The organism is Thioclava sp. GXIMD4216 (assembly GCF_037949285.1).
Lineage (GTDB): Bacteria > Pseudomonadota > Alphaproteobacteria > Rhodobacterales > Rhodobacteraceae > Thioclava > Thioclava litoralis.
This window is the reverse complement of the sequence record NZ_CP149928.1, coordinates 359,256-381,026: the sequence shown is the minus strand read 5'-3', so window position 1 is coordinate 381,026 and position 21,771 is coordinate 359,256. Positions and strand designations below refer to the sequence as shown.

Genomic DNA, 21,771 nt, shown 5'->3' with positions numbered 1-21,771 from the left:
GCCTGTTCTCACGTAGACGTATCTCCACCGGTGCGCCTGCGTCTCACGGATTTTGAAACCACTCCTTGTTCCGAGACCAGAAAGGGCCTGCCCGATGACGAGCTATTCGACCATTTCCGCGACCGGAAATGATAATCCGACACTGGCTTTCAATTTGTCGCGTATCACCGATTGGAATTCTGCCTCGCAGTTTCTCGATCAGATGAAGATGATGCGGCAATGGCTTGTCCATGAAGACGGTGTCTGGGGTGGAGGTAGCCTGTCGGAGGCGATCGAGGCAGGTATTTTCGACGAGAACGGCTGGCCTACGGAAATTCCCGAAGGGGCGGACGGGATCGGTACGGTGTTCGACTGGACCACCTCCTCGACGGCGGATGCGGCCCTGGCCGAGCAACGGGCCGGCGTCTATATCGTGGAATACGAGGGCGAGGGGACGCTGAAACTTCAGGGCGATGTGACGATCCTGTCGAACGAGGATGGCAAGATTGTCTTCGAGAATGTGTCCGGAAACAGCTGGACCCTGACCATCACCGAGACCGACCCCGAAGGCACGGGCGATTACATCCGTGATGTCACTGTGGTGGCCGAGGAGAATTATGATCTGTTTCAGGCAGGGGCGGTCTATAACCCCGACTGGATCAACCTGATCGACGATGCCCGCCAGTTGCGCTTCATGGACTGGCTCAACACCAACAGCTCGACGGCGGTCACGGTGGAGGATCTCAAGATTTCCACCGACGAGCGCGGGCTGACCACCGATGCCTCGCTGGAGGATATGGTGCGGCTGGCCAATGAGGTCGGGGCGGACCCGTGGTTTTCCATCCCCTATCTGGCGGATGAGAGCTATATCCGCGCCTTTGCGGAATATGTGCGCGACAATCTCGATCCGGATCTGGTGGTGCGGGTGGAATATTCGAACGAGGCCTGGAACACCGATTACGCCGTCAATGCGTGGCTGGCCGAGCAGGCCCTGTCCGAATGGGGGCTGACCGGGCAGGAAGCCAAGGATGCCTATTATGTGAAGATGGCCAGTCAGGTGGCGCAGATCTGGGAGGAGGTCTTTGGCGAGGAGGCCGATGACCGTCTGGTCAATGTGCTGTCCGGTCAGGCTAATAACACATGGCGCACGGCCCGCTTGCTGGAGGCCTCGGCCTGGGCCGAGAACGAGCCGGATGCCTATGTCGATCCGTCCGAGCTGTTCGAGGAATTCGCGATCACCAATTACTTCGGCACCAACCCGCTGCAGACCACTGCGGGGCGCACCGCGGTGCTGGATTTGCTGCAGACGCAGGGCACGCAGGCGGCGATCGATTATATCGTCGCGCTGACGATGGACCCGTCACAAAGCTATTCGATCCCGACGCTGGCAGCGGCTTGGGCCAAGCAGGCCGAGCTTGCTCATGATGCGGGGCTGGAACTTGTGGCCTATGAGGGCGGGCAGCATCTGTTCAGCTGGTTCTCGACCACGGGGTTGAGCGCCGACGAGCGGACCCTCCTGATCGATTTCATGGCCGAACTGGTGCGCACGCCGGAAATGGCCGAGATGTATCAGACCGCGTTCGACCTGTGGTCCGCTGTGTCCGACGGGCCCTTTATGCAGTATCAGGAAGCCTCGACGGTGACGGCCTATGGCTCTTGGGGGCTTTATGCCAACCTCTCCGACAGCAATGAACGCGCCGATCTGCTGACCGAGCTGAACGAGATCAGCGATACATGGTGGGAAGCCACCGGCGGCACGCAATATCTGCAGGGGATCGTGGCCCGCGGCACCGCCGAGGATGACATTCTGATCGGCACCGATCAGGAGGATTACCTGATTGGTGGCGATGGCGATGACACATTTGTGGGCGGCGCGGGCAATGACGGCATCAATGGCGGGGAAGGCACGGACCGTCTGATCCTGTCGGGGAACTTTGCCGATTACACCATCACCGCCGAGGGCGATGGCGTCTATCTGGTCGAGGGGGCCGACGGGCTGGACTACATCCGCGATGTCGAGGAATTGCAGTTCGACGATACTGTCGTGGGTCTGGATGTCGAGATTGCCGCCGCAGAGCCGGATCTGGTGGCCGCAGCGCTTGTCGAGGAGGCCGGATCGACCGCAGTCAACGAACCGCTGGCTGACGAGACCGAAGTGGTGGCCACGGAAAATATTCTGGATCTGTCGGATCTCACCGAAGGGCAGTCGATCAGCGCGATCAACCGCTATAGCGCGCTTGGCAAGGAATTGGGGTTGCAGGATTCGCAGAACTATTTCTACGCCGAAAGGGGCAGTACCGCGACGGTGGACGGGCAGGAATTCGGGATCAGCTACTGGACGACCAATGAAAACAGCCTTGATTCCGGCAAGGTGGCCCTGACCAGCAGCGCGTTGATCACCGCGCAGATGCTGGGGGATGTGGCTTTGGATGTGGATCAGGTCATCGGTTCGCAGGGGGCGGATAGCTTCAACATGCGCAGTGCCGATGATGTGGTCTATGGCGGGGCGGGCAACGATACGATCAACACGTCCGACGGCAATGACTTTGTGGATGGCGGCGCTGATAACGACTGGATACAGGGCGGCGGGGGCAATGACACCCTGTTGGGCGGCGACGGTGCCGACGGTCTGGTGGGCGGCACGGGCGATGATCTGCTGACCGGCGGTGCGGGGGTGGACCAGTTCATCTTCGATCAGGGCACGGGGCAGGATACCATCACCGATTTCACCGATGAGGATATCCTGATCCTGCGCGATTTCATGGAAGGCGTTTCCGATCTTGCCTCGGCTCTGAGCGAGACGGATGAGGGGCTTTTGCTAAGCAACGGCACGGATTCGATCCTGTTTGCGGGATGCAGCCTCGAAGATGCCGACTGGATTTTCGAATAGCGCGAAGAGGGCGGCTTTGCGCCGTGCTCCGACCGGATCAGGCGGTCTTATCAAGGGCGATCAACGGCAGGTGAGGGTGCGGGAAACCGCACCCTTTGCGCGTTTACAATCGCGCGGACGCGTGGAAAGCTGTGACCTTTGCAGGCGGGGAGGCAAGCGGTCTTGCTGCTCTGCCGACCGGTCCTATGTGCTTTTTGTTTGTCGCTCTTTCGCTCTGCTTTCTGGAATGCCCCATGATCCTGTCGCGCCTTTCCCTGTCCGGTTTTTCCCGTATGCCCCGTCTGCCTGATGGCGGGCGGGTCTGGTATGGCCTCCGGCATCTGGTTCTCGGGGCCGTTTCGCTGGGCGGGCTGCTGGCGGGCGGCGTTCTGTCGGGGAGTGTTCTGGCGGGGGCGGTCCATGCCGGACCGGAGATCACGGTAAGCCCGCAGGTGCTGCAGCAGGATCTGCACCCCTTTACCGCGACGGTGGGCGATTTCGGCAATGGCGCGGATCTGGCACCGATGGGGTTCGAACCCACGATCTACCGCACCATGTTGACGGCAACACGGGATGCCACGGATCGGGTGAGTGCGGACCCCGCCAAGATTTCGGCCAATGGCCTCCTGCGTGACGGGGCGCTGGACGGGGCCGAGCTTGAAGTGCTGCGGATCGAGAACGGCCAGTTCCGCTCGGTGCGGCTGGGGCATGTGGCGCAGGGCGGGTTCCATGCCAGCGGGTTCCTGCCGCTGGCGGAGGGACGGATGCTGCGCGGCACGCAGACCAGTGTGCAACTGGATCTGGGACAGGACGCCCGCCCCGGATCGGCGCGATATTTCCGGCTGCGTGCGGTGGATGCGGCGGGGCGCCTGTCGGAGCCGTCCAATGTCGCGGTGGTGAATGTGCCCAAAACTGCAGGTAAGGCACCGCGTCCCCAACTGGCCAGGGCGGACCTGCGCATGGATCATGCGTCACGGCTTTCGGCACCGCGTCTGGCGGCGCGGCTGACCGCCTCCGGTCTGGCGCAGCTCAGCTGGGCGGCCCAGAGCGGCGCGACAGGCTATGTGGTCGAAAGCTCGGACACGGCCCCCGAGGCCCAGAAGGGCTATGCGCTGGTCTTTGACAAGGCAGGGGCCTCGGTGAAGGCCGGAGATCTGGTGATCGTGCGTGCCAATCTTGCGGGGCGCGGGCGCGATGCGCTTGTCACCGATGCCGAATGGACCTCTTGGCCCGCCCGTCGTCTGCTTGCGCCAAACGGGATCGGGCGGGCCTTATGGGAGGGCCGCCAGCCGTGGTCTCTGCGCATGTGGGATGGCAAGCAGCCCGCCGGTATGGCGGCAGGCGCTGGCGGCCAGAGCTATCTGCACCTTGATCTTACGGGCGGCAAAACCGCTTTGGGCAATTACAACCATTCCGGTGCGGGGCAGGCGTTCTATCCGGTGCTCAACCCCGAAAAGACCTATCGCGCCGAAGTCTGGATGCGTGCCGATCCGGGGGTGAAGGCGCGATTTGTCCTGCAGGGGCCGCTGGCCAAGCTGGGCGTGACGGGCCTGCCCGCCGCATTGCAGATCAAGGATGGCTGGACGCGCTATAGCGTCGAGTTCCGCCCCGACCGCATCTATCAGGGCGACAAGCCCGGCGCGATCCAGCTGGAACTTTCGGGGCAGGGGGCTGTCGATCTGGACAATCTGCGGATCTATGCCACCGATGCGGGTTTTCTGGACTGGAGCCCCGAAGATCTGGCGCGTCTGAAGCTGTCGGGTATGTCGGATCTGCGTACCCATGCTTTGGTGCGCACGGGGCGCGATAGCTATGATCTGGCGCAACTGACCAATACCGGCGGGTCCAGCAATCTGCCCGGAACGGCGACACTGGACCAGAGCCTCAAGGGGATTGCGGCGGCGGGCATGTCGCCCTGGCTCCAGATCGAACCGCATCTGTCCCGCGCGGAATGGCTGGGGCTGGCGGAATATCTGGCAGGGCCGGAGGGCGCGGGCCCGATGGCAGACAAGCGCGCAGCCCAAGGCCATCCTGCCCCGTGGACCGACAGTTTCCCGCATATCCGGCTGGAATTGGGCAACGAGACATGGAACCGGCTTTTTGCGCCCTGGACCTTTCCGAAGATGCGCGATGCCACAACCGGTGCGCAGTATTCCAATGGCGATGTCTACGGGCTTTATCAGGAATATGTGCTGTCCATCTTGCGCCAGAGCCCCTATTGGGCCGCGCTGGAACCCGAGCTGATCCCTGTGCTGGGCGGGTTCAATGGCAGCGATTACGGGCCGGATGCCGCCGCGCATTCGCCGCATAGCGCCGAGCTGACCCATGCCGAATATATCGGCGGTTGGGATCAGGGCGAGGGCGTGGTCCGCCCGAATGATGCCAATTTCGCGACCATTCTCAGTTTCGGGCCACAGATGGGGGGGCCGAATGCGCAGCGCTACGGGAAGGATCTGCGCCAGCTGGACCGCGGACGGAAACGGCCCTTGGCTCTGGGGACTTATGAGGCCGGGCCGGGCTATACGATCAACGGGCTGAACGGGCGGAAGGTCAGTGCCGATCAGGCCGCCCAGCAGGAACTGGCGATGAAAGGGGTGGTGGCGGGCACTGCGACGCTGGATGCGTTTCTGCTGCAGGCTGCGGATGGCTATAAGGTGCAGAATTTCTTTACCTTCGGCGAAGGGCGCACATGGTCGTCGCATGCGCGCTGGGATCATGGCGGGCAGGCCTATCCGTCATGGGACTGGCTGGCCCTGATCAACCGGCTGGTGCTGGAGGGGCCGGAGGCCGGGGGGGCGCAGATGCTGGAGGTGCGTGGCACGGACCTGCCCCGCATGGATATCCCCAAAATGGCGCGGCGGGCCGCACGTGAGGATGTGCCGATGGTCGGGGCCTATGCGCTGCGCCGCGGGTCGCGTCTGGTGGTGGTGGTGACCTCGCGCCTGCTGCCGCAGATCCCGAAAGGTCAGGATGGCCATCTGGCCCTGACGGTGGATCTGCCCGCAGGCACCGGCCCCAAGGTGACGCGCTACCGGATGGAGGGTGGATATCGGGCCAGCAACTATCTGGCCCCCGAGGCGAAGCTGGTGGCGGAGCCACAACCGGACCTTGTTTCCGACAAAAGCGGAAAATTGAGGCTGAATATCGCCGATCTACCACCGGCAGAGGCTTTTGTTTACGTATTTGACGCTGCGCAAGGGTGATCGGGCGCGCGGCAGGCCTTGTCCCCGCCGTGAAAGCGGATGAAAAGCTTACCAAGATTTCAGAACGGCAGCCCCCGGAAATTGCGGGGACCATGAAAAGGAATATCCATGCGCGGCAAAATCGGAGAGCTCATCCGGGGCGATAGCGTCAAGGCGCGGTCGATGCGGTCTTCGGCTTTTGTGGTTGTCGGGTTCGGCGGGCAGAATGTGCTGCGGCTTGGCTCGAACCTGATCCTGACGCGGCTTCTCTATCCGGAAGCGTTCGGCCTTATGGCGTTGGTGCAGGTGTTCCTGACCGGCCTGCAGATGTTTTCCGATCTGGGGATCAACGCCTCGATCATCCAGAACAAACGCGGGGAAGAGCCCGAGTTCCTGAACACCGCCTGGACCGTGCAGATCCTGCGCGGGGTGCTGCTTTGGGCCATTGCCTGCACTCTGGCATGGCCTGCCGCCCAGCTTTACCACGAGCCGCGCCTGATGGAGCTGATGCCGGTCGCGGCCCTGACGGCGGTGATCACGGGCTTCACCACCACCAAGATCGCCGTGGCCAACCGGAACCTGCAGATTGGTGTGCAGGTGATGACCGAGCTGGCCGCGCAATTTGCAGGGCTGATTGTGACGGTCGTGCTGACGTTCATCTGGCGCGATGTCTGGGCGCTGGTGATTGGCGGGGTCTGCGCCGCGGTGTTCAAGGTTTCGGCGCAGCATGTCATGCTCAAGGGCCCTGCGAACCGCTTCCATTGGGACAAACCCGCCGCGCAGGAGCTGATCCGTTTCGGCAAGTTCATCTTTCTCAGCTCGATTGCCGGTTTCATCGTCAACCAGAGCGACCGTGCCATTCTGGGGGCGCATATTCCGCTGGGCGATCTGGGGATCTACACGATTGCCTATACGGTGGCCAGCATCCCGCTTCTGCTGGCGCAGCAGGCGGGCGGCAAGGTGATCTTCCCGCTCTATCGCCGTTTTCCGATGGATCAATCCGCAGAGAACCGCCGCAAGGTCCATCGGGCGCGGCGGCTGACACGGCTGTTCACGCTCTGTCTGGCCTGCGCGATTTCGTTGGGCGGGGTCGGGCTGATCGGCGTGATGTATGACGAGCGATACATCAAGGCCGGTCCGATCGTGGTGCTGATGGGGTTCTCTATGGCGGCACAGATCTCTGTGTCGATGTATGACGGGGCCTATCTGTCGAAAGGCGACAGCCGCAACCACTTCTTCCTGACCTCGCTGTCTGCCGCGCTGCAACTGGTGTTTTTGCTGGTGGGCGTGGCGTGGTTCGGCCTGCTGGGGGCGATCTTCGCGCCGGTCGGCGTGGTGCTGTGCGTCTATCCGTTCCGCGCCAAGCTTCTGCGGCGCTATCAGGCATGGGACCCGATCGGTGATATCGGTGCGCTGGCCTTGGGCTGGGCGATCACCGCTTTGGCGACGTGGTATTGGTGGGGGTCTGTCGGGCCGTTCATCCGGCAGGTGCTGGCGGCTGCGGGCTGGGCGATCGCTACCTGAGCGTGAGGCAGGCGCCGTTTGCGGGCCTTCCGGCATTTGGACACAACGAGCCTTCTTGCCCTGTCATGGCGGGCAGGAGGGCGGTTTGCACCTCGCGCGGTCTTCGGGCAGGGTGCTTGTGCAGAGTTTTCGCAAACGCCCTCCGGAGCTGCCAAAGGCGTATGGGACTGCCTATGAAAAAGCCCGAACGCGCCGTTTGTCCTGCGCGTTCGGGCTTGTGTTTTTGGGGAGCGCGTGGCCTCCGGCGATGACCGGAGGCCAGCAGACCCGTTAGCGTTTGCGGCGGATCACACCGATCAGAGCCGCCAGAAGCAGCACCAGAACAAGCACGGCCCCGCCCAGCAACCAAGGTGTGGCGCGCAGCAGCCAAGGCGTGGGACCACCGGCTTTCATCTGGGCCACATCCTGTGCGGTAACGCTGAGATCCTTGTTGCCGAAGCTGGTCAGGACATAGTTCGAGACCGCCGCGATCTGCGGATCGCTGAGCGTGTCGCCAAAGGCGGGCATCGAGACAGTATAGCCATTGGTCTCGCGATGGATGCCATTGGTCACGGCCATCACAAGATTGGCCGCCGACAGCCCGCCCGTTGCAGAATTGGCACTCAGCGAGGGGTAGAACTGGTCTGCGGTACCTGCGCCGTCCAGCTGGTGGCAGCTCGAGCAGGCGCCCGCATAGATCTCGGCCCCGTCGGTCGAGCTGCCATCGGCCATAGCCCGCGGCGCGTGATCGATGGGCGCATCAAAGGCCATCATCTGCACATCTGCCGCCTTGGTCACGCCATAAGAGGGAATGGTCTGGCCCTCGGCATGGATGGCCGGCACGGTTTTCAGATAGTCCGCAATCGCCTCGAGATCGGCATCCGAAAGGTGACGGAAGCTTTTCCCGACGGCTTCGGCCATTGCGCCGCCCGCCTGTGCCTTGCCATGTGCGGCCCCGCTGCGCAGGTAGGACACGATCTCGTCCTTGCTCCAGCCGCCGATCCCCGAAATCTTGTCGGAGGTGATATTGGGGGCGTGCCAGCCATTCAGATCCGCCCCGCCCAGATAGGCCGAAGAGGTCTCGCCCATCAGCAGGTTGCGCGGGGTATGGCAGGTCTGGCAGTGCCCCAGCACATTGACCAGATAGGCCCCGCGCCCCTCGGCACCTGGTGCGACATCGGCGGCCTGTGCCGGTGTGCCGCCGGCAAACATCAGGTTCCAGCCCGCCATCAGCCAGCGCTGGTCATAGGGGAAGCCAAGCTGTGTCTGCTGCGCAGGCGCGACATCAACCGGCTGCACCTGTTGCATCAGATAGCTGTAGAGCGCGTGCACATCCGCATCGGTCATGCCCGCATAGGCGGTATAGGGCATGGCCGGATAGAGATGCCCGTCCGGCGCGACGCCCTGACGCAGCGCCTTGGCAAACTGCTCTTCGGACCAGTTGCCGATCCCGAACTCTTTCGAGGGCGTGATATTGGAGGCGATGATCGCTCCCATCGGAGAGGCGATCGCATAGCCGCCCGCCATATCCTTGCCACCCGGTGCGGTGTGACAGGCAGCGCAATCGGCTGCGGTCGCGATATAGCGACCCTGCGCGATCAGATCGCCCTCCGGTGACAGAAGCGCCTCCGTGCCCAGCGTGCTGTCGTCGGCAATCCGCTGTACCAGATCGGGCGCGGCGTCCGGACCGCCGGTATAAAGACCGTCGGCTGCGGCGGGCAGCGCCCCTGCCAGAACAAGGGGCAGAACAAGACTGTAACGCATGATCAGATCTCCCGCGCGATGATGTCGGCTGAACGCAGCGCCAGTGCGACGCCGGGCAGGGTCGGGTTGATGACACCCGAGGCCGGAATGACGCCGGTCGTGGCCATGAAGAGGTTCGGGTGATCCCATGTGCGGCATTCGTGGTTCACGACCGAGTCCTTCGGGTCGTCGCCCATGATGACGGTGCCCATGATATGGTCGCGGTTCTGGAACCCGGTATCATCCTCGATGACCTCGCCATTCATGATGCGGACGAAATCGGCGAAGTTCTCCTTGGCCTTGACCGCGCCCGCCTTGACGTAATCATCCACGTCATAATGCACGCTCAGTCCCGGAATGCCCAAAGCATCCTTCTTCTGCGACGGTGTCACGCGGTTTTCCGGATGCGGCAGCATCTCGAACACGGTCGAGACATCCACCCAACGTGCGGCCATGTCGCGGATACGCTCGTCCAGCTCCGGCCCGACGACCCCTTGCTTGAGAAGGCGCTCGGCAATGGCGCGGTTGGGCACGGTATTGGTCAGCGCATGTTTGACGGCGGAATGCTCGCGGCGGAAATCGCCGTCGCGCAGGTTGAAAATGCCGCCTTGTTGCACCTGACCGCGGCCCGGCCAGAGCTGTTCATCAGCGAGGAATTGCAGCCCCATGCCGCTATGGTCCATCAGGTTGCGCCCGACCTGATCCGAGCTGTTGGCCACATCCGACAGCAGCAGCAGCTTCGGCGTTTCCAGACCGTGGCAGGCAATGATGAAATACTTGGCCGTCAGGCGCACGTCATCGCCCTTGGACGAGCGGTAATGCACCGCCGCAATCTTGCCGCCCTCGCCTTTTTCCAGCTTGTAGGCGGTGGCATCGGTCAGGATCTTGGCCCCGGCCTTCTGTGCATGGCGAGCATGGACATCGCCCGAATACATCGCCCCGATGGGGCAGACGGGCATGCAGTTATTGTTGCCCGAACAGGCCGGACGCCCGTCCCACGGCTGGTTGGTGCGGCCATTGGGCTCATGCAGGAAGTTATAGCCTTCGGCCCCGATCCGCGCCTTCAGACGCTGGAAGTAATAGGTTTCGGCCTCGGGCGGCACCGGATAGGGTTTCGAGCGGGGCGGGTAGGCGCTATCGCCGCCGCGGCCCGACTGGTCCTCGGTATCGGAACCGGCCACACCCAGATTGTATTCGGCCTTGGTATACCACGGCTCCAGCTCGTCATAGTCCATCGGCCAGTCGCGGCCCACGCCATAGAGCGTCTTCAGCTTCATGTCATTGGGGATATAGCGCCATGTGGCCGCCGCCCAGTGCCATGTGGTGCCGCCCACCAGCTTGAGCATACCGGGCTTGAATTCGAAGCTGCCGGTGTTTTCAAGATAGTCCCCGTCAAAGGAGGTATGCGCCCAAGGGGCGTTCGGATAGGGGTCGTTATGGTTGCCTTTGCGCGGCGAGGCGCGGAAATTCTCGACCACTTTCCAGCGCGGGATCCATTCGCCGGCCTCCAGCATGATCACGGATTTGCCGCGACTTGCGAGTTCATATGCCGCATTGCTGCCTAGAGCACCGGAGCCGACGACGATAACGTCGGCGTCAAATTCAGTTGCCATTTGGGTTGCTTTCGAAAACTTGTTACTTGCCGGTCATGAAGGCGGGCGGGTTTTTCCAGTAATTGGAATGGCCGCGCGACCAGCTGGGGATCACCGTTGCATCGCGGGTGGGCTCGTACATCAGAGCTTCCGCATAGGATACGAACTGGGCATCGTCTTTGGTGGTGTTCATCGACGGGGTTCCGGTATAGCCCAGATACCATGCAGAGATGATCTTCATTGCCACCGGACGCAGCGCCGGATTGGCCTCGGCAAAGCTGTTGAACTGCCGCATATCCGAAAAACCGGCGGCCTCGATGGCCTGTGCAAGCTCGGCGGCCTGGGCGGCGAAAGCGTCATCGTCTTGCGACAACGCGGCAAGGGCGCGCGCGCCCACCACAGGCGACAGGGTCTCGCGGCCGGTCAGCAGTTGCGACAGGCGGGTAAACCCGTCTGCATCAAGCGGCTGTGTCACCGCAGCCCCGACCGCCGCCGGCATTGCCGCAGCGGCCAGCATGGCGGTTGCGCTTCCCAGAAGATGCCTGCGCGTCAGACGACCGGAAGCCGCCCCATCGGCCTCGTGTCCTGTCCTCTCATACAATGAGGAAATCATGAGTGTACCTTTCTCGTTTGGGTCAGGTTTCGCGTCTGTTGGCGCCGCGGCCCTTGCAGGATCTGCCCGATGCCATCCGCGTTCAGGAGATCACGCGTGCGCGCGAAAGACGTGAAAAACCTTGCCTTGCCTGCTGATTGTAGTGATTTTGCGCTAACATCAAGGGTGTTATTGGCGGGCTTATTATATCTTTGCTCAAAATATCAAAACGCATCCCGAGTGCGAAAGATACGGGATGGATCACGCTTTGATCGCGCTATTTTGTGTCGCGCCATTTGCGGCCTGCGGGGAATTGCACAGCAGATGGGCACCTTTTCCGAGGCCTTACAGGTCCTGTCGCTACCGGCGGGGCTGATTCATCCGCACAGAAAAAGGCGCGGCACCGGTCGTGTTCCGGTGCCGCGCCCTGGTTCGGAACGAACAGGCCGCCGTTATTGCCCGAACATCGAATTGGGCACGATCAGGGCGATCTGCGGGAACAGGATGATCAGCAAAAGCCCCAGCACCATCGCCATCAGGAACGGCGTGACCCCCTTGAAAACGGTGGCCATCGGTACATCGGTTGCGACCCCCTTGACCACAAAGACGTTCAGCCCGACCGGCGGGGTGATCATCCCCATTTCGATCACGATCACCGCCACGACCCCGAACCAGACCGGATCGAACCCGAGCTGGACGATGACCGGAAAGACGATCGGAATGGTGACCACCAGCATCGACAGCCCGTCCAGAAACATGCCCAGCACGATATAGCCCAGCAGGATCAGCGCCAGCGTGCCATAGGGGCCGATCTCCATCGATACCAGCGCATGGCCCAACGTTTCGGGGATATGGGTGACCGCCAGAAACGGGTTGAGGACATTGGCCCCGATCACGACCATATAGAGCATGGCCGATGTCTTCAGTGTCTCGAAGAGGGCATCGCGGAAGGTGCGCAGGCTGATGGCCCGCATCACGAAGGCCAGCAGGGTCACCAGCCCCGCTCCGATGGCAGAGGCCTCGACCGGCGTGAAGATCCCCGCATAGATCCCGCCAATGGAGATGCCGATGATCGACAGAAGCGGCATCGCCCGCCCCAGCAGGGCCAGACGCCGTGTCAGCGGCACCCGAGCGCCGCGCGGGCCGGTTTCGGGGGAGAGTGTCGCGATGATGGCAATCGTGCCGATGAAAAGGCCCATCAGCAGCAGTCCCGGCAAGATTCCCGCCATGAACAGGCGGCCAATGGATTCTTCCGTCAGGATGGCATAGAGCACGAAGCCGGTCGAGGGCGGGATCAGGAAGCCCAGCGTGCCGCCTGCGGCGATGGACCCCGTCGAGAGCGCATCGCCATAGCCCAGCCGTTTCATCTCCGGCAGCGCTACTTTGCCGATGGTCACCGCCGTGGCCACAGATGAGCCCGACACCGCCGAGAACACCGCGCAGCCCAGCACCGAGGCCGAGGCCAGACCGCCCCTGAACCGCCCGACCCATGCGAAGGCCGCATCATACAAGGCGCGCGAGAATCCGGCGACCGAGGAGATATTGCCCAGTAAGATGAACATGGGCACCACGATCAGGTTATAATTGGTCACCGCCGAATAGGTCTCGGTCAGGGTGACGGCACCCGCCGTGCGGTTGCCCTCAAGCTGCCATAGCCCGAAATAGCCCACGATCAGCATGGCGAACGCCACCGGAGTGCGGAAGATCATCAGCAGGAAGAGCCCGCCAATGCCCAGCAGGCCAACAGAGAGATCGGTCATGCGCGCACCTTTTCAATCATAATAACAATGGCTTGCAGGGCCATCACCACGATACACAGCGCCACGCCCGCCGCGATGATCGCGTAGAACGGCCAAAGCGGCAGGCCCAGCATATTGGTGGTGTCTTCGTAGTCCCACGCATCCACCGCCTTGGCGATGGCCCGTGTGCACAGGATATACAGCACGAAAGACGACAGCACGCGCGAGACGATATCACCCAGAAAGCGCCCCCATGCGCCGATGACCCCGTCCAGCACATCCACGCTGACATGGCCCGAATAGGAGGTGCAATAGGGCAGGGCCAACATGACCACCGCCGCCGAGGCCAGTTGCACCACCTCATTGATGCCAAGGATGGGGGCATTGAAGACATAGCGTGCAAACACCCCCACAAAGACCAGTCCCAGCACCACCATCAGGAAGGCCCCTGCCAAGGTCACCAGAACCAGATTGGCGCGGTCGAAGATCTGTAGCCAGAGCGGGCGAGATACAGGTTCCATCACGGTTACTGCGCCGAAAGCACGTCAACGATATGCTGGGCGTCCTTGCCCTCTTCTTTCGCGATGGTTTTCACCAGCCCGTCCGACAGCCTGTCAAAGGCGGACGCTTCCTCGGGGGTGAGATGGATCACCTGCTTGCCGGGCAGGGCGGCGAAATCCGCGATCCCCTTGCTGGCAACGGCAAGCTGGCTGTCATGGCCGTTCTTCGCCGCCTCCAGCCCTGCCGCATCGATGGCCTTCTGGTCGGCCTCGCTGAGATCGGCATAGGCGTCGCGGTTCATCAGGATAAAGAAGGGCGAGATGGTCGTTTCCATGCCCATCGTGATGTAATTCGTGACCTCGGACAGCTTGAAGGCATTGATCCCCGTGCCATCGATCATCGCCCCGTCGATCACGCCGGTCTGCAGGCTGTTATAGATTTCGGACACCGGCATCGAGACCGGCGTGCCCCCCCATGCCTCGACCAGTCGGCCGGTATTGCGCGACGGCACGCGGATCTTCAGCCCTTTCAGATCTGCAGGGCTATGAACGGGCTTTTTCACGGTGAACAGGATGTTTTCGGCATTGGACCACAGCGCCACCAGATGCGCGCGCCGGTATTCCTTGGCGAACAGGTCGAGATGGGCGCTCAGCTCCTGCGTGCCGGTCTTCTCGTCCAGCAGTCCGGGCAGTTCGGCGGTCAGCGTCAGCGGGAATTGCGAGGCGGTATAGCCCGGAAGCGAGACCGCGAATTCCGCCACCCCGTCCACGACACGGCCATATTGCTCGGCAGGGCCTGCCCCCAGTTCGCCGCCGGAATACAGCTTGACGGTCACATCGCCCTTGGTGGCCTGCGCCACCTGATCGGCAAAGGGTTGGAAGGTCGATGCCACATAAGGATGCCCTGCAGGCATAAAATTGGCAAATTTCATTTCGTCGGCCTGTGCGGTGACGGCCAGTCCGGATCCCATCATCAGACCCAGCAAGAGATTAGCGGCTTTCATGTCATCCTCCCCTTGGTGTAGCGGGCTCCCCCCGCGCTACTTCGCCCTGAAAGATCACATTTTAAATCGGGGCTCTACCAATCAGAAGAAAGCGCCCCTTCATAAATTTACGCTATAACGCCTCGGCAGAGGCCTGCCGGATCTCTTCCATGATCAGGCTTTGCGCAGGCGTCGGCATCCAGTCACGGCGATAGGTCAACCCGATGGCGCGGGTGGAATGGGGCACCGCGAACGGCAGCACCGCCACCAGCTTGCGGTCGATATCGGCGCGGGCCTGCAGATGCGAGACACAGGACAGCACCTCGGAAATTTCCATCATCTCGCGCATCAGGATGACAGAGCCCGTTTCGATAATGCTGTCGGGCAGCGCCAGACCCGCCGCATGGAACATCGCGTCGAACTGGGTGCGCGTCGGTGTGCCGGTGCGGGTGACCAGCCAGTGTTGCTGGCGCAGCACCTCCAGAGACAGCGGGCGCTGCAAGAGCGGATGGTGATGGCCCGCCAGCAGCACCAGATCATCGTCGAACACCCTTTCCTGCACCACATCCTCGATGGGGGCGGGACTGCGCAGCGCACCGATCAGGAAGTCCAGATCGCCCCGCCGTAACTGGCCCAGAAGCTCGTCATACGTGCCTTCGATAATGCGGATCCGCAGATTCGGGCGTTTTTCGCGAAACCGCGCCAGCACCTTCGGCATCGGGTGCGACCGCGCCAGTGGCATCGCTCCGATGGTGATCTCCCCGACTTCGCGCCCCACCAGATCACCCAGTTCCGACACCGCCTGATCCAGTTCGGCAAAGCTCAGCCGCGCGATCCGTGCCAGCATGGCGCAGGCGCGGGTTGGCACGATGCCGAACGCACTGCGCTGGAAAAGCGCCTTGCCCGCCTCGCGTTCCAACTGGGTCACGGCCCGATGCACCGTCGGCTGGGCAATGCCAAGCTGGCGGGCCGCCAAGGAGAAATTCTGCGCCTCCGAGGTGGCAATCAGCGCCAGAAGCTGCGCCCGCGTCGCGGTGAGTGGCAGGCGGGGGGCGATCTCGTTCAGCGCCCCGTCCAGCATGTCCAGCGCGCGTTTGCCGCGCCGCGCCAGCAGTGCCCCCGCTTCGGTCAGGAAAAACCCCTGTGACGTGCGCCGGAACAGCGGCAGTTCGGCCTCGGCTTCCAGTTTGGCAATCGCCTGTGTCACGGCGGGTTGCGACACAAGGCAAAGCTCTGCCGCCCGCGTCACCGAGCCCGTTTCGGCCACCGCATGAAAGACGCGCAAATGGCGCAGATTGGAGCCCAGCATTGCCCTTACCCTTTATGTGCCAACCCTTCTAGCACAGCGGTGCTGCGGGATTCGAGACCATCTTTGCCCGCGCCCAGCCCCAGTGACCCGACGGCCCTTTGCCACCGCGTGACGGCCTGCGCCATGTCGTTGGGCAGCCCCAGATCGGCCAGCGTCTTGGCGACCTCTTCCATCTCGGCGGCGCGGCGTGTGCCATGCACCATCATGCGTTCCAGATTGTAATTGCCCCGTGCGGCCCAATCCGTATCGGGGTCGGAAGCCTGCAACGAGGCGATCACCGCATCGGTCAGATTGGCGCGGCGGGCCGCCAGCAGACATTCGGCACTGAGCGCCTCCATACCCTTGATCATCACCGAGCGGATCATCTTTACAGAAGACGCCGCGCCGATTTCGGGGCCTGCCAGCGTGGCACGCATATCCAGCGCCTGAAGATAGGGCAGGGCGGATGCCGCATGCGGGCCGGACACCAGCAGCGGCACATGATGCAGTTTCGGATAGACAGGTGCCATCACCGCCACATCCACATAGCGCCCGCCCGCCGCCTGCACATAGCCCGCCGCCTGTGTCTTGCTGCTGGGCGCGCAGGAATTGCAGTCAAGCCACAGCGCCTCAGGGCGCAGGAAGGGCGCATAGTCGCGCGCGGCATGGACAGCCTGATCGGCGGTCACCAGCGACAGCACGATCTGTGCGCCGGAAAGGGCGGCCTCGGGACTGTCCTGCGCGGTGACAGAGAGCGCCGCCGCCCGCTCCAGAACCGTGGCGCGCTCTGCGCCGCCCATCTTCCGGTCATAGCAGCCCAAGTCAAAGCCTCGCGGGGCGTTCCAGCCCTTGGCAAAGGCTTGGGCGGCCTCTCCGAACCCGATCAATGTTAGCTGTGTCATCCTGTCATGGCCCCTTGCAAACTCGTATGAATTTTGGGCCGATCGGTGCGTATTTCAAAGCGGTTATAGCGCGTTCTTATGGGTTGGCGAATGTTTCTGAATTGCCTCCGCTGCCGGATTTCCGGAAGTTTGCGACAACAGGTTTCGGGGATCTCGGAGGAAAGAATGTCAGATCGTAAAACGGCGCTGGTGATCAGCGCGCATGCGGCGGATTTCGTGTGGCGCTGCGGAGGGGCCATCGCGCTGCATGCCGCGCTTGGCTATGACGTGACGGTGGCCTGCCTGTCATTCGGAGAGCGGGGAGAAAGCGCGCGGCTTTGGAAAGAGGGCAAATCGCTTGACGAGGTGAAGGCGATCCGCCGTGACGAGGCCGAGAAAGCCGCCGCGGTTCTGGGCGTGGCCGATCTGCACTGCTTCGATCTGGGGGATTACCCGCTGGAGCTTGACCGCGAGGACAAATTCCGTCTGGTCGATCTGATCCGTAAGGTGCAGCCGAAATTCATGCTCAGCCATAGCCAGTATGATCCCTATAATACCGACCATATGTATACCACCCGCATCGCGCTTGAGGCGCGGATGGTGGCGCAGGCTTGGGGGCATAATCCGGGCGAGAAGGTGCTGGGCGCGCCGCAACTATACCTGTTCGAGCCGCATCAGACCGAGCAGATGGGCTGGAAACCCGATACGTTCCTCGACATCACATCGGTCTGGGACAAGAAGCGGGCGGCGATGGAATGCATGAACGGGCAGGTCCATCTGTGGGAATATTACACCCGCGTGGCCCAACAGCGCGCCAACCATTTCAAGCGCAATTCCGGTGGTATGTCGGGAGGGCGTGACTGCCAGTATGGCGAGGGGTTCCAGTCGGTTTTCCCGCGCACCGTCGACGAATTGTAAGAGAGGCGGCCCTCGGGCCGTTTCGGGAGGAGACTATCATGAGCCATCCGGCAACCAATCCAAGCTTCGACATTGCCCATCTCGGCCATGTCGAGATGCTCACCGACAAATTCGACGAGAGCCTCGATTTTTTCACCCGCGTCTACGGGCTCAAGCTTTCGGCGCAGGACGGGAACTCGGCCTATCTGCGGGCATGGGATGATTACGAATTCTGCACGCTCAAACTGACCAGATCCGATGTCACGGGTGTGGCCCATATCGGCTATCGCGCCTCTTCGCCCGAGGCGCTGGAGCGTCGGGTTGCGGCCATCGAGGCCTCGGATTTCAAGGTGATCGGCTGGAATGACGGGGATCTGTCGCACGGGCGGGCGTTCCGTTTCGAGGATCCGTTCGGGCATCTGTTCGAAATCTATTACGATACCAACTGGTATACCGCGCCGGATGCGGCAGAACGGGCCGCGCTGAAGAATACCGCGTCGTCCTTTACCGGCGCTGCCCCGCGGCGTCTTGACCACCTCAACCTGCTGGCCGAAGACGTGACCGAATTCCGCCGCTTCATGACCACCTGTCTGGGCGCGCGGGTGACCGAACAGATCCAGCTGGATAACGGTCGGCTGGGGGGCTGCTGGTTCACCGTCAACAACAAGACCTATGACCTTGCCTGCACGGAAGAACATGGCGGTGGCACGGGACGGCTGCATCATGTGACCTATGCCACCGACCAGCGCGAGGACATCCTGCGCGCCGCCGATATCTTCCTGCAAAACGACATCCATATCGAAACCGGCCCGCATAAGCATGCGGTTCAGGGCACGTTCTTCCTGTATGTCTGGGAACCTGCGGGCAACCGCGTCGAGCTGGCCAATTCCGGCGCGCGGCTCATTCTGGCCCCCGACTGGGAGACCGTCACCTGGACCGAGACAGAGCGCAAGAAGGGGCAGGCCTGGGGCTTGAAGACCATCGAGAGCTTCCATCTGCATGGCACCCCGCCGGTCCGGAAAGCCTGAAAGAAGGAGAGAATGATGCCTGTGGTAGTCCAAGATATCCAACGCGCCGATCCCGATGTGATCGCGGCTCTTGCGCAGGCCGGTGTGGCCACCGTCCATGAGGCGCAGGGGCGGACCGGTTGTCTGCAAAGCTATATGCGCCCGATCTATTCGGGGGCAAAGATTGCCGGATCGGCCGTGACCATTTCCGCCGCGCCGGGCGATAACTGGATGGTGCATGTGGCCATCGAACAGCTCCAGCCCGGCGATATTCTGGTGCTGGCCCCGACCTCGCCCTGCGATAACGGCTATTTCGGCGATCTGCTGGCAACCTCGGCGCAGGCGCGCGGCTGTCGCGGGTTGATCATCGATGCGGGGGTGCGTGACATCGCGGATCTCAAGGCGATGGATTTTCCGGTCTGGTCGAAGGCGATCTCGGCGCAAGGCACGGTGAAAGAGACGCTGGGATCGGTGAATATTCCGGTGGTTTGCGCGGGGCAGTGCATCGAGGCGGGAGATGTGATCTGCGCCGACGATGATGGTGTGGTGGTGGTCAAGCGGGCGCAGGCCGCGCAGGTGATGGCCAACGCCACGGCACGGCTTGCCGCCGAAGAGGCCAAGCGCCAGCGGCTTGCCGCCGGAGAATTGGGGCTGGATATCTATGACATGCGCCCGCGTCTGAAAGAAAAGGGCCTGCGCTATGTCTGAGCCGCAGATCGGCGGGTCCGGCGACGGCGGGGCGTCCGAGGGGATCGCTTGTCTGTGGATGCGCGGCGGGACGTCGAAAGGGGCGTATTTCCGTGCCAGCGATCTGCCCGCAGACAGGCAGGCGCGCGATGCGCTTTTGCTGCGGATCATGGGGTCGCCCGATCCGCGCCAGATCGACGGGATCGGCGGGGCCGATCCGCTGACCTCCAAGGTGGCGATCCTTTCGCCGCCCAGTCGCGACGATGCCGATATCGACTACCTTTTCCTGCAGGTCTTTGTCGATCAGGCGCTGGTGTCGGATGCGCAGGCCTGTGGCAATATTCTGGCCGGTGTCGGGCCTGCGGCGCTGGAGCTGGGGCTTGTTGCCGCGCAGGAGGGCGAGACATCGCTGCGGATCCATATGCGCAATACCGGCGAGATTGCCGAGGCCACGGTGCAGACACCGCAAGGGCGGGTCAGCTATCGGGGCACGACCGCGATTGACGGTGTGCCCGGTACGGCGGCACCGGTGCGGTTGCTGTTTTCCAATCTGGCGGGGTCGATGTGCGGTCACCTGTTTCCCACCGGCCAGCCGCGCGATTGGGTGGATGGCATAGCGATGACCCTGATCGATTATGGCATGCCGGTCGCGCTTGTCGCCGCGCAGGATCTGGGGCTGACAGGGCAGGAAAGCCGCGAGACGCTGGAAGGGGACATGCCCCTGCGCGCAAGGCTCGAGGCCCTGCGGCTGCAGGTGGGGCCTTTGATGGGGCTTGGCGATGTGTCCGAGAAATCCGTGCCGAAAATGACCATTCTCAGTGCCGCACAAGAGGACGGGGTGATTGCGACGCGCAGTTTCATTCCCCATCGCTGTCACGCTTCTATCGGGGTTTTCGCCGCGATCAGTGTGGCCTCGGCCTGCACGATTGAAGGCACGGTGGCCGCGCCTCTTGCGCGGCTGCCAGAGGGCGAGACCTTCCGCATAGAGCATCCGACGGGGGCGGCCGATATTGTCCTGCGTACCGATGGCGCGGGTTATCCCGTGGCCGCAGGATCTGTGCGCACGGCGCGCAAGCTGTTTGCGGGGCAGGTTTTCGCCGACTGATCCCCGCGCGGGGATGGACATTCTGATGCGGGGCGGGGCGGGCAGGCCCGTCCCGTTCTATCGTGCCGCAGTGGCCACGCGACGCGGTGCGAAGGGCATGCCGATCCCCAGACAGAGGAAGCGCGACAGGCGCGACTGCAGGATCACCTGATGCAGCAGGATCGGGCCGGTCAGGCCGCATAGAAGCGAGACCGGATAGATCCAGTGTCGGTCAAGAGCGGGCAGGAGATGCTGCATCGCCAAGGTTGCCGCCGCGGTGAAAAAGACGTGGAACAGGTAGATGGTAAAGGACTTGTCGCCGATCCATGCCAGAAACCGGATATGGACCCGCAGCACCAGAAAGGACAGGGCGGCTGTCAGCCCGACCAGCACCGACAGGCTGCGCCGGATCTCGGACTGCCACGGGCCCAGAAGCTGGAAGGCGCATAGCGCCCCCCACAGAACCAGCGCCCCCAGCCAGAGACCGGCAAGCACACGCGGCCAGCCGCGATCCGACAGCCCCGCCAGTGCCGGTTTCAAGCGCTGCGCAACGATATGCCCGCCCATGAAGAACGGCGCCAGATAGGCAGCACGCGGGAAGGAAAAGATCTGGAACCCGTCCAGCCGCCCCGAGATGAAGATGGCCGCCCCGAGGGCGCCGATCAGCGCGGCATTGCGCACCGACACCGCTTTGGGGTCGCGGGCGAAGGCGTCGGGCCTGATTTGCGCATAAAGCCAGTTGAGCGCCAGAAGCAGCACCATCAGCGTGAAGGTCGCCTGCAGGAACCAGAAATGCGCATAGGGCAGAAAAAGAGTATCGACCCACGGCATCTGCACCCGTCCGGTGGCATCGCCAATCACCCAGAACAGGCCGCCGACAAAGATCATCGGCACCAGCAGGCGGCGCATCTTGCTGTTCAGCACCTGCCCCCAGCTTTTGCGCGCACTCAGCACGGCGGTGAAGACATAGCCCGAGATGAAGCTGAACAGCGGCATCCGCATATCCGCCAGCATCAGTTGCAGCCGGAACAGCCAGTCGGTGCCGGGAACCTCCAGCCCGACCTGCGGGGTCGCGCCGACCACATGGTAGGATACCAGCGCCAGACAGGCCAGTCCCCGCATGGTTTCCACATGCGTTTCGCGTTTCTGTGGTCCTGTCATCGCGGTGCCTTTCTGACCCGGAAAGAAGGGGAGCGCGCCCCGTTTGAGCGCCCCGTTTGTGCGAGCTGTTCGAGCGGGCGCCCT

Annotated in this window: 16 protein-coding genes; 7 read left to right on the top strand and 9 right to left on the bottom strand. The window is 62.7% G+C overall.

Annotated features, from left to right (window positions below; translation table 11 throughout):
• Positions 1-94 precede the first annotated feature (94 nt).
• The 3 genes from WDB88_RS17080 (at position 95) to WDB88_RS17070 (ending at position 7,554) form a co-directional block, all read left to right on the top strand.
• Entirely contained in the window at positions 95-2,869 is a 2,775-nt protein-coding gene (locus tag WDB88_RS17080; RefSeq protein WP_339109888.1) for a calcium-binding protein, read from the top strand.
• 233 nt (positions 2,870-3,102) lie between these two features.
• The gene (locus WDB88_RS17075; protein ID WP_339109887.1) at positions 3,103-6,051 is read left to right on the top strand and encodes a hypothetical protein; all 2,949 of its coding nucleotides are present in this window, start codon (positions 3,103-3,105) and stop codon (positions 6,049-6,051) included.
• A gap of 108 nt (positions 6,052-6,159) precedes the next feature.
• A complete protein-coding gene (locus tag WDB88_RS17070) occupies positions 6,160-7,554 on the top strand; it encodes an oligosaccharide flippase family protein (protein ID WP_339109886.1) in 1,395 nt (464 codons plus the stop codon).
• A 270-nt stretch (positions 7,555-7,824) separates the two neighbouring features.
• Here WDB88_RS17070 and WDB88_RS17065 read toward each other — a convergent pair whose 3' ends face one another.
• The 8 genes from WDB88_RS17065 to WDB88_RS17030 form a co-directional block, all read right to left on the bottom strand.
• On the bottom strand, positions 7,825-9,297 hold the full coding sequence (locus tag WDB88_RS17065) for a cytochrome c (RefSeq protein ID WP_339109885.1): 1,473 nt from the start codon (positions 9,295-9,297) through the stop codon (positions 7,825-7,827).
• A 2-nt stretch (positions 9,298-9,299) separates the two neighbouring features.
• Complete coding sequence (locus WDB88_RS17060) at positions 9,300-10,889, bottom strand: GMC family oxidoreductase (RefSeq protein ID WP_330629340.1); 1,590 nt, start codon at positions 10,887-10,889, stop codon at positions 9,300-9,302.
• A 22-nt stretch (positions 10,890-10,911) separates the two neighbouring features.
• A complete protein-coding gene (locus tag WDB88_RS17055; protein WP_339109884.1) occupies positions 10,912-11,481 on the bottom strand; it encodes a sugar dehydrogenase complex small subunit in 570 nt (189 codons plus the stop codon).
• 431 nt (positions 11,482-11,912) lie between these two features.
• The gene (locus WDB88_RS17050) at positions 11,913-13,220 is read right to left on the bottom strand and encodes a TRAP transporter large permease (RefSeq protein ID WP_339109883.1); all 1,308 of its coding nucleotides are present in this window, start codon (positions 13,218-13,220) and stop codon (positions 11,913-11,915) included.
• Entirely contained in the window at positions 13,217-13,720 is a 504-nt protein-coding gene (locus WDB88_RS17045) for a TRAP transporter small permease (RefSeq protein WP_330629337.1), read from the bottom strand. Before WDB88_RS17045 ends, WDB88_RS17050 begins: the two co-directional genes overlap by 4 nt.
• 5 nt (positions 13,721-13,725) lie before the next feature.
• A complete protein-coding gene (locus tag WDB88_RS17040) occupies positions 13,726-14,703 on the bottom strand; it encodes a TRAP transporter substrate-binding protein (protein WP_330629336.1) in 978 nt (325 codons plus the stop codon).
• A 112-nt stretch (positions 14,704-14,815) separates the two neighbouring features.
• On the bottom strand, positions 14,816-15,991 hold the full coding sequence (locus tag WDB88_RS17035) for a LysR family transcriptional regulator (protein WP_339109882.1): 1,176 nt from the start codon (positions 15,989-15,991) through the stop codon (positions 14,816-14,818).
• Between the two features lie 5 nt (positions 15,992-15,996).
• Entirely contained in the window at positions 15,997-16,872 is an 876-nt protein-coding gene (locus WDB88_RS17030; RefSeq protein WP_339109881.1) for a DUF1932 domain-containing protein, read from the bottom strand.
• 165 nt (positions 16,873-17,037) lie between these two features.
• Here WDB88_RS17030 and WDB88_RS17025 point away from each other — a divergent pair, with 165 nt between their 5' ends.
• The 4 genes from WDB88_RS17025 to WDB88_RS17010 are packed head-to-tail and all read left to right on the top strand — an operon-like array spanning position 17,038 to position 20,547.
• Entirely contained in the window at positions 17,038-17,769 is a 732-nt protein-coding gene (locus tag WDB88_RS17025) for a PIG-L deacetylase family protein (RefSeq protein ID WP_330629333.1), read from the top strand.
• 38 nt (positions 17,770-17,807) lie between these two features.
• Entirely contained in the window at positions 17,808-18,776 is a 969-nt protein-coding gene (locus tag WDB88_RS17020; RefSeq protein ID WP_339109880.1) for a VOC family protein, read from the top strand.
• A 12-nt stretch (positions 18,777-18,788) separates the two neighbouring features.
• Positions 18,789-19,463: a 4-carboxy-4-hydroxy-2-oxoadipate aldolase/oxaloacetate decarboxylase gene (locus WDB88_RS17015; RefSeq protein WP_339109879.1), complete on the top strand. Its 675-nt coding sequence runs from the start codon at positions 18,789-18,791 to the stop codon at positions 19,461-19,463.
• A complete protein-coding gene (locus tag WDB88_RS17010; protein WP_339109878.1) occupies positions 19,456-20,547 on the top strand; it encodes a 4-oxalomesaconate tautomerase in 1,092 nt (363 codons plus the stop codon). The genes WDB88_RS17015 and WDB88_RS17010 overlap by 8 nt, the downstream gene beginning before the upstream one ends.
• Before the next feature lie 57 nt (positions 20,548-20,604).
• Here WDB88_RS17010 and WDB88_RS17005 read toward each other — a convergent pair whose 3' ends face one another.
• The gene (locus WDB88_RS17005; protein WP_339109877.1) at positions 20,605-21,687 is read right to left on the bottom strand and encodes an acyltransferase; all 1,083 of its coding nucleotides are present in this window, start codon (positions 21,685-21,687) and stop codon (positions 20,605-20,607) included.
• Positions 21,688-21,771 lie beyond the last annotated feature (84 nt).

Coding starts and splice junctions, on each gene's coding strand:
- WDB88_RS17080 (WP_339109888.1), top strand. CDS start 95: ATGACGAGCTATTCGACCATTTCCGCGACCGGAAATGATAATCCGACA.
- WDB88_RS17075 (WP_339109887.1), top strand. CDS start 3,103: ATGATCCTGTCGCGCCTTTCCCTGTCCGGTTTTTCCCGTATGCCCCGT.
- WDB88_RS17070 (WP_339109886.1), top strand. CDS start 6,160: ATGCGCGGCAAAATCGGAGAGCTCATCCGGGGCGATAGCGTCAAGGCG.
- WDB88_RS17065 (WP_339109885.1), bottom strand. CDS start 9,297: ATGCGTTACAGTCTTGTTCTGCCCCTTGTTCTGGCAGGGGCGCTGCCC.
- WDB88_RS17060 (WP_330629340.1), bottom strand. CDS start 10,889: ATGGCAACTGAATTTGACGCCGACGTTATCGTCGTCGGCTCCGGTGCT.
- WDB88_RS17055 (WP_339109884.1), bottom strand. CDS start 11,481: ATGATTTCCTCATTGTATGAGAGGACAGGACACGAGGCCGATGGGGCG.
- WDB88_RS17050 (WP_339109883.1), bottom strand. CDS start 13,220: ATGACCGATCTCTCTGTTGGCCTGCTGGGCATTGGCGGGCTCTTCCTG.
- WDB88_RS17045 (WP_330629337.1), bottom strand. CDS start 13,720: ATGGAACCTGTATCTCGCCCGCTCTGGCTACAGATCTTCGACCGCGCC.
- WDB88_RS17040 (WP_330629336.1), bottom strand. CDS start 14,703: ATGAAAGCCGCTAATCTCTTGCTGGGTCTGATGATGGGATCCGGACTG.
- WDB88_RS17035 (WP_339109882.1), bottom strand. CDS start 15,991: ATGCTGGGCTCCAATCTGCGCCATTTGCGCGTCTTTCATGCGGTGGCC.
- WDB88_RS17030 (WP_339109881.1), bottom strand. CDS start 16,872: ATGACACAGCTAACATTGATCGGGTTCGGAGAGGCCGCCCAAGCCTTT.
- WDB88_RS17025 (WP_330629333.1), top strand. CDS start 17,038: ATGTCAGATCGTAAAACGGCGCTGGTGATCAGCGCGCATGCGGCGGAT.
- WDB88_RS17020 (WP_339109880.1), top strand. CDS start 17,808: ATGAGCCATCCGGCAACCAATCCAAGCTTCGACATTGCCCATCTCGGC.
- WDB88_RS17015 (WP_339109879.1), top strand. CDS start 18,789: ATGATGCCTGTGGTAGTCCAAGATATCCAACGCGCCGATCCCGATGTG.
- WDB88_RS17010 (WP_339109878.1), top strand. CDS start 19,456: ATGTCTGAGCCGCAGATCGGCGGGTCCGGCGACGGCGGGGCGTCCGAG.
- WDB88_RS17005 (WP_339109877.1), bottom strand. CDS start 21,687: ATGACAGGACCACAGAAACGCGAAACGCATGTGGAAACCATGCGGGGA.